This is a genomic window from Azospira restricta (assembly GCF_016858125.1).
Taxonomy (GTDB): domain Bacteria; phylum Pseudomonadota; class Gammaproteobacteria; order Burkholderiales; family Rhodocyclaceae; genus Proximibacter; species Proximibacter restrictus.
Window position 1 is genome coordinate 1,320,715 of the sequence record NZ_CP064781.1, and the last position, 9,936, is coordinate 1,330,650.

12 protein-coding genes are annotated in these 9,936 nt (G+C 69.9%); 3 read left to right on the forward strand and 9 right to left on the reverse strand.

Going from position 1 to position 9,936, the window contains the following annotated elements:
• Positions 1-94: 94 nt before the first annotated feature.
• The 9 genes from IWH25_RS06430 to nifH form a co-directional block, all read right to left on the reverse strand.
• Positions 95-1,069 (reverse strand): hypothetical protein, encoded by a 975-nt coding sequence (locus IWH25_RS06430; protein WP_203388499.1) that lies wholly within the window; start codon positions 1,067-1,069, stop codon positions 95-97.
• A gap of 17 nt (positions 1,070-1,086) precedes the next feature.
• The gene (locus IWH25_RS06435; RefSeq protein ID WP_203388500.1) at positions 1,087-1,833 is read right to left on the reverse strand and encodes a 4Fe4S-binding leucine-rich repeat protein; all 747 of its coding nucleotides are present in this window, start codon (positions 1,831-1,833) and stop codon (positions 1,087-1,089) included.
• Positions 1,823-2,089, reverse strand: coding sequence for a DUF6129 family protein (locus IWH25_RS06440; RefSeq protein ID WP_203388501.1), 267 nt, complete (start codon positions 2,087-2,089; stop codon positions 1,823-1,825). Before IWH25_RS06440 ends, IWH25_RS06435 begins: the two co-directional genes overlap by 11 nt.
• A complete protein-coding gene (locus IWH25_RS06445) occupies positions 2,086-2,802 on the reverse strand; it encodes a dinitrogenase iron-molybdenum cofactor biosynthesis protein (RefSeq protein ID WP_203388502.1) in 717 nt (238 codons plus the stop codon). The genes IWH25_RS06440 and IWH25_RS06445 overlap by 4 nt, the downstream gene beginning before the upstream one ends.
• A gap of 22 nt (positions 2,803-2,824) precedes the next feature.
• Positions 2,825-3,016 (reverse strand): 4Fe-4S binding protein, encoded by a 192-nt coding sequence (locus tag IWH25_RS06450; protein WP_203388503.1) that lies wholly within the window; start codon positions 3,014-3,016, stop codon positions 2,825-2,827.
• A gap of 22 nt (positions 3,017-3,038) precedes the next feature.
• Positions 3,039-3,266 (reverse strand): putative nitrogen fixation protein NifT, encoded by a 228-nt coding sequence (gene nifT, locus IWH25_RS06455; protein ID WP_203388504.1) that lies wholly within the window; start codon positions 3,264-3,266, stop codon positions 3,039-3,041.
• Between the two features lie 99 nt (positions 3,267-3,365).
• Positions 3,366-4,934 (reverse strand): nitrogenase molybdenum-iron protein subunit beta, encoded by a 1,569-nt coding sequence (gene nifK / locus IWH25_RS06460; RefSeq protein WP_203388505.1) that lies wholly within the window; start codon positions 4,932-4,934, stop codon positions 3,366-3,368.
• 60 nt (positions 4,935-4,994) lie between these two features.
• Positions 4,995-6,467, reverse strand: a complete 1,473-nt coding sequence (gene nifD / locus IWH25_RS06465; protein ID WP_203388506.1) for a nitrogenase molybdenum-iron protein alpha chain — start codon at positions 6,465-6,467, stop codon at positions 4,995-4,997.
• A 189-nt stretch (positions 6,468-6,656) separates the two neighbouring features.
• Positions 6,657-7,538 (reverse strand): nitrogenase iron protein, encoded by an 882-nt coding sequence (nifH, locus tag IWH25_RS06470; protein ID WP_203388507.1) that lies wholly within the window; start codon positions 7,536-7,538, stop codon positions 6,657-6,659.
• A gap of 115 nt (positions 7,539-7,653) precedes the next feature.
• On the opposite strand from nifH, the gene IWH25_RS06475 reads away from it, so the two are divergent.
• The 3 genes from IWH25_RS06475 to IWH25_RS06485 all read left to right on the forward strand — a co-directional run bounded on the left by IWH25_RS06475 (position 7,654) and on the right by IWH25_RS06485 (position 9,893).
• Entirely contained in the window at positions 7,654-8,535 is an 882-nt protein-coding gene (locus IWH25_RS06475) for an NAD(+)--dinitrogen-reductase ADP-D-ribosyltransferase (protein ID WP_203388508.1), read from the forward strand.
• A 117-nt stretch (positions 8,536-8,652) separates the two neighbouring features.
• Entirely contained in the window at positions 8,653-9,501 is an 849-nt protein-coding gene (locus tag IWH25_RS06480) for an SIR2 family protein (RefSeq protein ID WP_203388509.1), read from the forward strand.
• Positions 9,501-9,893, forward strand: coding sequence for a bacteriohemerythrin (locus IWH25_RS06485; protein WP_203388510.1), 393 nt, complete (start codon positions 9,501-9,503; stop codon positions 9,891-9,893). Before IWH25_RS06480 ends, IWH25_RS06485 begins: the two co-directional genes overlap by 1 nt.
• Positions 9,894-9,936: the final 43 nt, after the last annotated feature.

Consider the following 9,936-nt stretch of genomic DNA (forward strand, 5'->3'; position numbering starts at 1 on the left):
CAAGTCGGGTGCCAGCGGGCAAGTCCTTGAATCTGCGCGGCTTGGCGAAACGCGTGTCGGAGGCTTGTCGGGTTTCCGACAAGGCGGCGTCACGTCACGCGCTGTACGGCGCGTGCAGCCAGTCGCGCACCGTGTCCACGTCGCGCTGCGGCAGGTAGGCGAAGCCGGCCAGCGCGTCCTCGACCACCGCCTGCGCCGCCCACTGCGGCACCGCTTTCGTGGTCAGCAGGTGGAAGAACCAGGCCATCGGGTAGCCGGCGGCGCGGTCGAAGCGGGTCAGCGCGTCCTGCAGGCGCAGGCCGCTGCTGCCGGCGGGGGCGGCGAACGGCGGCGCGGCATCGGCGGCGGTGGCGATCGCCTGCGCCGACAGGCGCGGCTGCTGGTAGCGGTCGAGGTGCTCGCGGGTGGCGACCACCCAGTGGTTGCAGAAGGCGCTGGCGGCGCCGGCGCTGCTCCGCGCCCAGTCGTCGAGCATGCGCTGGATGCCGGCGCGCTCGGGCTTCTGCGCGCGCAGCCGCGCGAGGAAGGCACCGACGTGCTGCACTCGGCGGAAGACGTAGCAGGGCAGGCCGAGCGGCTGCGCTGTCACGCTGCCGGCGCCGGTGCGCGGGTCGACCAGCTCCTCGAGGCTGGCCGGTTCGCCGGCGAACAGGCGGTGGCCGCGCACCTCCTGCAGCTCCTCGATCTCCAGCTGCAGGAAATCGTCGTTGCCGTCGCCGACTGGCGCCACCAGGTAGTGCGTGCGGCCGACCAGGCGCGTCGCGAAGCGCGCCGGCTCGGCCAGCTCGTCGGCGAGGCGGCCGAGGTCGCCATCGCGCGCGGCGAGCTCGGCGGCGGCCCAGGCTTCGAGGTCGTCGGCGAGCCGCCGGCCGTCGCCGTCGACGACGCCGCCCAGGCGGTACCAGCCGCCGCGGCTGAGCACCGGGCGGAAGCGCCACTCCGGCAGCGCCGCGGCGAGTGCCCGGGCCAGCCCGGCGCTGCCGGCGGCGGCCGGCGTCGCGGTGCAGGTCTCGACCAGTTGCGGCGTCATCAGCTTGCAGTATTCCGACCAGGCGTGCGGGGACTTCATCGTTTCTTCCTTTGCTGTCAGTTCTTGTCCGTGGCCGCGAGGCGGGCGCGCACGGCGGCGCGGACCTCGGCCTCGGGATCGTCGAGGAGGGCGGCGACGGCGGCCGGCGGCGCGTTGGCGACCGCCGCGAGACGCACCCACCACTCGGGGTCGGCGAGCAGCTGCGCCGCCAGCTCGGGCAGCGCGCGTGCGGCGACGACGGCGCGCACTTCCGGCGCCGCGTCGTCGGCCAGCCGCGCCAGCGCGAACGGCGGCAGCCGCGTGGCGACGACCTTGCGCACCTCGCGCTCGGGGTCGCCGGCGAGCCGCGCCAGCCGGCCGTGCGGCAGGCGGCCGGCGACGGTCGCGCGCACCAGATAGTCGGGGTCGCGCGCGAGTGCACCCAGCTTCGCCGGCGGCAGGCGTGCGGCGACCGCCAGCCGCACCTCGCGGTCGGGATCGTCGCGCATCGCCACCAGCGCCTCGGGCGGCAGGCGCTGCGCGACGACGCGGCGCACGCCCTCGTCGGCATCGCTGCGCAGCGCGGCGATGTCGGCCAGCGGCGCGTAGCGCGCGGCGATCGCGCGCCGCTGCCAGGAGAGGTCGGCGAGGTGCCGCACCGCCTGCGCCGGGTTGGCGCGCAGGAAGCGCTCGATCAGCCGGCCGTCGGCGGCGCGGATGCAGGCTGCATCCGGCGCGCAGCGTCCGCGGTCGAGGAAATCCGGGTAGTGGGCGCAGCCGGCGCAGCGCGCGTCGGCGGCGGGCGGCGTCGCCTCATTCCGCATCGGCCTTGGCGGCGACGACGATGCCGGTCGCCGCGGCGAAGTCGTCGGTGATCGCCGGGCAGCCCCCGCCGCCGCCGGCGACCAGGTACAGCGCATGGCCGTCGGCGTCGAAGGCCGGCCGGTGCCGCGGCGCGATCTCGTCGTCGCTGCAGGCGGTGAAGTGCAGCGCCGGGAAGCGCGCGCGCAGCGCGGCCACCGAGGGCGTCAGCCGCAGCGTCTCGGCGACGGCGACGAGCAGGCGCGGCGTGACCCTCATGCCGCGTCCCCGTCGCCGGCGAAGCGCGCCAGCGACGCCGCCGGCACGCCCATGATCTGCGCCAGCCACGGCGGCGGCGCCGCCAGCCGCTGCTGCAGCTCGCCGAGCGCGGCGCGTGCCGGTCCGCCGGCGGGAAACTTGACCGGGTGCACCCCGGCGCGGATCACCTTGGCGGCGGCCGGGCCGCCGATCGACTGCACGCAGACGATCTGGCAGTCGCCGATCAGCGCCGCGCGCGCGGTGTTGCGGTCGTCGGCGGCGTCCGCCGCGGCGGTGCTGCGCACCTCGATCAGGCGGAGCGCAGCGGGGCCGACGCGGTAGATGAGGAAGCGGTCGCAGGAACCGAAGTGGCCGTCGAGGTTCTCGCCGCGGTTGGCGGCGACGGCGACGCGGATCGTTCCCGGCGCCGCGTCGTCGGGCTCGACCGTCGGGAAGTCGTCGTGGGCGATGCCTTCGCCCCACAGCAGGCGCACCGCCGCCTTCAGCTGCTCCCGGTCGACGCCGACATGGCAGCCCTGCTCGGCGAAATCGCCGGCCAGCAGCTGGCACAGGTCCTCGACGGTGAGCGTGGCGAGCTTGGCTTCGGTGAGCGGCGCCTGCAGTTTGTCGACCAGCGCGCCGACCAGCGCGCGCAGGTCGAGGCCGTTCAGCGCGCGCGCGGCGAGCGCGATGCGGAAGGCTGCCTCGCGGGAGGCGACCGGTGTCTCGGACATGATCTTCTCCTCGGCGCCGGGCTCAGGCCGGCGCGATGCAGCCGGACGGGCAGACGTCGACGCACAGCGGCGAATCGGCGTGGCCGTCGCACTCGGTGCAGGTGCCGGCGTCGATCTTGAAGAAGATCTTGCCGCTGGCGATCGACTTGGTCGGACACACCGGCTTGCAGTCGCCGCAGGCGGTGCACATGTCGGAATCGATGCTCATTGCCATGATGGCTTCCTCCAGTGAATGGCTAGTCCTCGGCGGCGCCGAGGCGCTTGGCGCGCAGCGACACCGGCAGGCGCGGCGGTTTCGCCATCGGGTCGATGTAGTAGCTGCCGCCGTTGTCGAGCTTGAGTTCGCCGCCCCACTTCTCCGGCGCGTCGAACTCGATCGACGAGACCGAGGCTTCCAGGTCGCGCTTCGGCAGGTAGAACACCAGCCCGCCGTCGGCGGCCTGTCGGATCATGATGTTGGCCATGGTTGCTCCTAGGGGCTTGGGATTAGGGGCTGGTGGCTAGGGGCTAGGGGGCGGGGCTGCTTTTACCAGCCCCAGGTCCCTGACCCCTAGCTCCTCGCGTCAGCGGACCAGGTCGAAGTTGTAGTCCGTGACCCCCATCTCCACCGTCTCGCGGTCGAGCTGCTCGAGCACGGCGTTGGTCAGCGTGGTGACGATCTGGATCATCCCCTCGTAGCCCAGCGTCGTCTGCCGGTGCAGGTGGTGGCGGTCGAACAGCGGGAAGCCGAGGCGGATCAGCGGCACCTCGAACTCCGGCCCCTTGTGGCGGGTGTCGCGCTGGATGTACTTGCCGTACGAGTTGCCGATCAGGAAGTCGGGCTTGTCGGTGAAGCACAGGCTGCGCAGGTGCCACAGGTCGTTGCCGGCGTAGATCTTGCCGTTGACGCCGAACGGGCTGGAATCGAGCAGCTTCTGCACCGCCTTGCTCCAGCGCTTGTTGCCGTTGTGGCAGAGGATGTGCGTCGGCTCGGCGCCGCATTCGAGCAGAACCTTGACCAGGCCATGGACGAAGTCCGGGTCGCCGTAGAGCGCGAACTTCTTGCCGTGCAGCCAGGCGTGGCTGTCGGCGAGCACGTCCATCGCGCGGCCGCGTTCCTTGGCGAGCGACTCGGGGATCGGCTGGCCGGTGATCTCGGCGACCTTCATCAGGAACTCGTCGGTCCAGTCGATGCCCATCGGGATGTTGAGCTTGGGCACCTCGTGGTTCCAGGTGCCCTCGACGAACTTCTTCGTCTTGTCGAGCTGGAACGGCTGCAGCAGGATCGTCGTATGCGCGTTCGGCGCATCCTTGACCTCGTCCTGCGTGGTGCCGCCGGAATACATGCGGAATTCGCCGTCGGCCGGCGTGTCGAAGACCTCGCTCGGATCGGACAGCATCGTGTGGCCGACGCCCATCTCGGACAGCATGCGCTTGATCACGCGGTAGTTGCCGAGGTAGGTCTCGAAGCCGGGGACGATGTTCACCTTGCCGTTGCTGCCCGGCTTCTTGCCTTCCATCGCGTTCAGCGTGAAGGCGCGCAGGATGCCTTCCTGCATGCCGTCCCAGCCGGTCACGTGCGAGCCGACGAAGGACGGCGTGTGCGCGAACGGCACCGGGAACTCCTGCGGGATGTGCCCTTCCTTCTTGGTGTTGTTGATGAAGGCGTTGAGGTCGTCGCCGATCACCTCGGCCATGCAGGTGGTCGACACCGCGATCATCTCCGGCTGGTACAGCGCCTTGGCGTTGGCCAGGCCGTCGAACATGTTCTTCTGCCCGCCGAACACCGCCGCGTCCTCGGTCATCGAGTCGGAGACGCAGGAGCAGGGCTCCTTGAAGTGGCGGTTGAAGTAGCTGCGGAAGTAGGCGACGCAGCCCTGCGAGCCATGCACGTAGGGCAGCGTCTTGTGGTAGCCGGTGGCGCACAGCACGGCGCCGAGCGGCTGGCAGGCCTTGGCCGGGTCGACGGTGAGCGCCTCGCGCTTGAAGTTGAGGTCCTGGTATTCCTGGGTCGTGGTCCACAGGAAGGTGTCGCGCACCTTGTCGGCGCCGTGGCCTTCCTCGAAGCCGGCGCGCTTCGCCGCCAGCGACTCCTGGTAGTCGGCGTCGCCGAACAGCGGGTAGCAGGGCTTGATGTTGTCAGCGGTTTGCATTGCGATCTCCTTGCTCCCGCCGCCCATCCGCGGCGGGAGCGCAAGATTGAAGAGGGGTCGTCAGGCGGCCTTCTGCGCGTCGGCGGCGACGCTCTGCTGCCACGGCGGGACCAGCTTGCCCCACACCGGGTTGCTGAGCGCGATGTCCATGTCGCGCGCGAAGATCGCGAAGCCGTCGTAGCCGTGGTACGGGCCGGAGTAGTCCCACGAGTGCATCTGGCGCAGCGGGATGCCCATCTTCTGGAAGATGTACTTCTCCTTGATGCCGGAACCGACCAGGTCGGGCTTCAGGCGCTTGACGAACTCCTCCAGCTCGAAGCCGGTGACGTCGTCGTAGAGCAGCGTCGCGTCGCCCATCTCCTTCATCGTCCGGTCGTAGTCGTCGTTGTGCGCGAACTCGTAGCCGGTGCCGATCACCTCCATGCCGAGGTCCTCGTAGGCGCCGATCACGTGGCGCGGGCGCAGGCCGCCGACGTAGAGCATCACCTTCTTGCCCGCGAGGCGCGGCTTGTACTTGGCGGTGATCTCGTCGACCATCGGCTGGTAACGGGCGATCACGCGCTCGGCGCCTTCCTTGATCTTGTCGTCGAAGAAGCTGGCGATGTTGCGCAGCGACTCGATGATCTTGGTCGGGCCGAAGAAGTTGTATTCCATGTAGGGGATGCCGTACTTCTCCTCCATGTGCCGGCTGATGTAGTTCATCGAGCGGTAGCAGTGCAGCAGGTTGAGCTTCACCTTCGGCGTGTTCATCATCTCGGCCAGCGTGCCGTCGCCGGACCACTGCGCGACGACGCGCAGCCCCATCTCCTCGAGCAGGATGCGCGAGGCCCAGGCGTCGCCGCCGATGTTGTAGTCGCCGATGATTGCCACGTCGTACGGGGTCGAGGCGAATTCCTGGCCGTCGCGCTTATCGAGCACCCAGTCGCGGACCGCGTCGTTGGCGATGTGGTGGCCAAGCGACTGCGAGACGCCGCGGAAACCCTCGCAGCGCACCGGGATCACCGGCTTGTCGATCGCCGCCGCGGCCTTCTTCGAGACCGCCTCGATGTCGTCGCCGATCAGGCCGATCGGGCATTCCGACTGCACCGAGAGGCCCCTGGCGAGCGGGAACAGCGTCTCGACTTCCTCGATCAGCTTGGCCAGCTTCTTGTCGCCGCCGAAGACGATGTCCTTCTCTTGGAAGTCCGAGGTGAAGTTCATCGTGCCGAAGCTGTCCACGCCGGTGGTGCCGACGTAGTAGTTGCGGCGGCCGGCGCGCGAGTACTGGCCGCAGCCGACCGGGCCGTGCGAGATGTGCACCATGTCCTTGATCGGGCCCCAGACCACGCCCTTGGAACCGGCGTAGGCGCAGCCGCGGATGGTCATCACGCCGGGCAGCGACTTGCGGTTCGAGGTGATGCACTTCTTCGACTGCTCGACCGAGGGGTCGTTGACCGTCAGGTGCTTGGCACGGTCCTTCTTGGCTTTTTCCGGATAGACCTCGAGCACCTCGGCAATGAGGGCTTCGGTTTCCGCGCGAGACAGAGTCGTCATGTTTTCCTCCTGACGCCGCCACTCATCCGTGGCCGGCGTGCTGGTTGAAGATTTCTTCCACACCCTCCCCTTTATGTCCCGCAGGGACGGTATCCCTTGGGACCAGGGGAGGGCCGGGGTGGGGATGGGGCGCGGTCGCTGCACCCCATCCCCCTCCCAGCCTCCCCCTTGAAGGGGGAGGAGATTCCGTCAGGCCGCCAGTTCGGCGGCGGTCTTGCCGACGATCGACTCGTCTTCCTGCTCCATGATCCCGAACTCCATCAGCAGGTCTTCCAGCTCCTCCATCTCGACCGGGGTCGGGATGACCAGCTTGGTGTTGGCGATGATCTTCTGCGCCAGCGCACGGTACTCGTCAGCCTGCTTCGCCTTCGGGTCGTACTCGATCACCGTCATGCGGCGAATCTCGGCGTGCTGGACGACGTTGTCGCGCGGCACGAAGTGGATCATCTGCGTGCCCAGGCGCTCGGCCAGCGCGATGATCAGCTCGTCCTCACGGTCGGTGTTGCGGCTGTTGCAGATCAGGCCGCCGAGGCGCACGCCGCCGGAGTTGGCGTACTTGACGATGCCCTTGGCGATGTTGTTCGCCGCGTACATGGCCATCATCTCGCCGGAGCAGACGATGTAGATCTCCTGCGCCTTGTTCTCGCGGATCGGCATCGCGAAGCCGCCGCAGACGACGTCGCCGAGCACGTCGTAGAAGACGAAGTCGAGCGCGTCGTCGTAGGCGCCTTCCTCTTCCAGGAAGTTGATCGCGGTGATGACGCCGCGGCCGGCGCAGCCGACGCCGGGTTCCGGGCCGCCCGACTCGACGCACTTGACGCCGCCGAAGCCGACCGAGAGCACGTCCTCGAGTTCGAGATCCTCGACCGAGCCGGATTCGGCGGCGAGGTGCATGACGGTGGTCTGGGCCTTGCTGTGCAGGATGAGGCGGGTCGAGTCGGCCTTCGGGTCGCAGCCGACGATCATCACCTTCTTGCCGGCCTCGGCCAGCGCCGCCACCAGGTTCTGGGTGGTGGTCGACTTGCCGATGCCGCCCTTGCCGTAGATCGCGCATTGACGCAGTTTTGCCATGGTGTAACCTCCTTGGGTCTGTCAGTCGATTTGATAGGGACACTGAGAGTCGCGTCTCCCCTTGTGCACTTTGCGTGCCAGACCGACTGACAGACTTCAAGTGATTGATCCGACGATGGAAAACGACAATCCCGCGGCGCCCGGCGGGGCGCCGGCGTCCGACAATGCCGCGGGCCTTTGTCGGGGTGACGACAAAACCACGCTGCCGCGCGGCGCGCGCCTGCCGATCAACCGCTGCAACCTGCCGGCGGTGATTCTCGGCAGCCTCACCTACCAGCGCCACCCGACGCCGCTCGTCCTCGACGGCGTCGCCGAACTGCACCGCGACCTCTTCCGCCGCCTCGACGCGGCGCCGGCGGCGGCCCGGCCGCAGGTCTTCCGCGACTACCTGACCGTGCATTTCCGGCTGGAGGCGCCCGAGGACGCCGGCCTCGGCCGCCGCCGCGGCCGCGCCAAGGCCAACTACGCGCGCGCGATCCGCGGCTGGAGCTTCGACGCCGACAGCCGCGAGGGGGCGGTGCTGAAGGGCTGGGTCGAGTCGCGCTTCGGCCTCTTGCCGCGCCACCACGGCGAGTCGCTGGCCGACCCCGCCGGCGACGCCTACCGCCGCTACCTGGAGATGCGCGCCGAGGGGCTCTACGGCACCAACGCGCTGGAAGCGCAGCTCGACCTGGTCTACACCTATTGCCAGTACGAGCTGGCGCGCCGGCAGCCGGCGGCGCAGCACCTGCGCCTCTACCGCGGCGTCAACCGCATCGGCGAGCACGAGGTGCTGGCGCAGCTCGCCGGCCGGCGGCAGGTGATCCTGCTCAACAACCTCAACTCCTTCACCGCCAGCCGCGAGCGCGCCGGCGAGTTCGGCGACTACGTGCTCGCCGCCGACCTCCCGGTGCCCAAGGTCTTCTTCCACTGCGGGCTGCTGCCCGGCGTGCTGCAGGGCGAGGACGAGTACCTGGTGATCGGCGGCGTCGTCGAGGTTGCGCTGTCGACCGTGTAGCAAACCCGACAGCGGCGCCGGGCGCCGCCCGGAAAGCCGCGCCGTTGCGCGGGTCGGCAATGGGCCTGCTTCTTGCTGAAGACAGGACAGCCCTTTCCCCGTCTTCCGGATGACGCCATGAACCCTGCGCTGCTCGCCACGCTGACCGCCGGCCTCGCCGACGGCAGCATCGTTCCCTACCTCGGCCCCGGCGTCCTCGCCGACGTGCGCAGCGTCGCCGGCGGCGCGCCGATGCCTGCCGACAGCGATTCGCTGATCCTGGCGCTGAACGACGGCCGCCCGATGGCGCCGAAGCTGATGTACGAATTCCCGCGCGCGGCGATGAACGTCGAGCTGAAGCGCGGCCGCGCCGCCGTCACCCGCTTCCTCGACCGCACCTACGGCGCCACCGCGTGGACCCGCGCTGCGGTGCACGACTGGCTGGCGGCGCTGCGTCCGCGCTACGTCGTCGACATCAACCGCGACACGCAGCTGCAGGACTCCTACGCCGGCGTGCCGCACCAGCTCGTCGTCGGCGTCGCCCGCATGGGCGGCAGCGCGTTCCGCTACCGGCTGTACGGCTGGGACGGCGCCGCCTACGCCGAGCGCGCCGCGCTCGACCCGGCGCTGCCGATCCTGTTCAAGCCGATGGGTACGCCGCGGCCGGCAGCGAACTACATCGCCTCCGACGCCGACTACGTCGACTACATCACCGAGCTGATGGGCGGCTTCGCGATCCCGCCCGAGCTGAAGGCGCTGCGCCGCGGCAAGCGCTACCTGCTGCTCGGCATGCGCCTGAACCGCGACACCGAGCGCATGGTGCTCGCCGACATCATCCACGGCGCCGCCTCGCCGGCCGGCTGGATCGTGCTCGCCGCGCCGAGCGACAAGGAGCGCCGCTTCTGCCGCAAGCTCGGGCTGGAGATCGTCGAGGGCGAACTCGCGGCGCTGACCGGCGTCCGCCGCGCCGCGCCGGAGGCCGCCTGATGCACTGGGATGACCACCGGCACGCGCTCGGCGTCGAGGCGATGGATGCGACCCACCGCGAATTCGTCGCCCTCGTCGTGGCGGCGATGCAGGCGCCCGCCGCCGACTTCGCCGCCGCCTTCGCCGCGCTGCACGCGCACGCCATCCGCCACTTCGAAGACGAGTCGCGGCTGATGGCCGAGTGCCGCTTCGCCGCGCGCGCCGAGCACGAGGATGAGCACCAGCGCATCCTCGGCCAGCTCGACTTCCTCGCGCAGCGCGTCGCCTTGGGCCGCCCGGGGATGGCGCGTGCCTACGTCGAGGGCCTGCCTGCGTGGTTCGCCGGCCACCTGGCGACGATGGACTCGGCGCTGGCGGCGACGCTGAGGACGCGCGGCGCGCTCACCGCCTAGCGGATTCTCCTGATGCGCAATTCGGTTTGAGATGACGATACGT